1 protein-coding gene is annotated in these 1538 nt (G+C 24.3%); it reads left to right on the plus strand.

Translation table 11 applies throughout. The features are described from left to right. Positions 1-261: 261 nt before the first annotated feature. Positions 262-1538: IS4 family transposase (locus CRU95_RS16075; RefSeq protein WP_129102120.1), on the plus strand; the 1277-nt coding region annotated here is incomplete at its 3' end.

The raw sequence follows: 1538 nt of genomic DNA on the forward strand, positions 1-1538 counted from the left end.
CCCAATGCCGTTAAGTTAAGAAAAAACACCCTTAGAACCTCTAATAATTTTTATCTAAAATATCACTAAATAAACACCTACTAAATTACAAAAATAACTCCATACAACCCCTTTATAAAGGGGTTGTAAACTACTTTTTAGATATAATAATAAATATTATTAAAAGGTTAATTATGTCAAAAAAACTTAAAAAAAACAATATTGAATTTAGAGTTTTTTAAAGATAAAATATTGTCAAATAAGTTTAAAAGTGAGAATAAAATGAATAAAGAAGATTTTACAAGAAATAGAAAATTACCCTTTTCAAAAGTATTATTAACAGTTGTCAGAAAAAGTGTTAAATCAATACAAAACGTATTAAATGAAACACAAAAATATTTAAGTACTTTATTAGATGAAGATTTAGAAACTATTTCTAAAAGTGCTTATTCCCAAGCAAGAGATAAATTAAATTACACTGCATTTGAAGAACTTGCAAATGATGCAAGTGACATGATGTATAGAGATTATGATTATAAAACATATAAAGGGTATAGATTATTAGCTATTGATGGAAGCATGGTAACTTTGCCAAATAATGATGATATAAAACAAGAATTTTGTACTACTAATGTTGTTAATCAATATGAAGATAAATCTAAAACAATAGTACAAGCTAGAGTTTCTGTTTTATATGATGTTTTAAACAATATAACCCTTGATTCAATAATTACAAATTCTAAAATAGGTGAAATAACAATTGCAAAAGATAATCATTTTAAAAAATTAAATAAAAATGATTTGGTGATTATGGATAGAGGTTATCCATCTTATGAATTATTTACAACAATTATAACACAGTATAAAGCTGATTTTTTAATCAGGATGAAAAAGAGTTGTTATAAAGATATTCAATTTTTATTTGATAAAAATAGTGAACTCAAAGATACTATTATTACTTTAAAACCAACAACAAAAAAACTCACAAATGAAATAATAGAACAAAACCTTCCTTTAGAGGTTAAAGTCAGATTTGTACAAGTTATCTTAGAGGATGGAGAAGTTGAAGTATTAGCCACATCTGTACTAGACAATGAGGTTTTAGAAACCAAAGATTTTAAAGAGTTATACTTTAAAAGATGGAAAATAGAGACATTTTATGAGATTATAAAAAATAGATTATCGTTAGAAAACTTTACTGGTTTGTCAGCTTTAGCAATTAAGCAAGATTTTTATGCAACAATATTTATAAGTAACCTAGAGACAATTGTAGTTCAAAGTTCAAGTGAAGAATTGACAAATAAAACCAACACCAAATTTAAACAAAAAATAAATAAATCTGTTTCTTTTAATACTATTAAGAATTACTGCTTTGAACTGTTTTATAGCAATAAAGATATAGAAGTGATATTTGATGAGATGTCAAAATTATTTTTAACAAGTACTGTTCAAATAAGACCTAATAGAAAATTTAAAAGACCATCTCCTTTGGAAGGTAAAAATACTAAAGGTATTAAATCAGCTAATTTTTCCAAGAGGAAGAAAAAAAGTGTTTTTTA

The organism is Arcobacter sp. F2176 (assembly GCF_004116465.1).
Classification (GTDB): Bacteria; Campylobacterota; Campylobacteria; order Campylobacterales; family Arcobacteraceae; genus Arcobacter; species Arcobacter siniprincipis.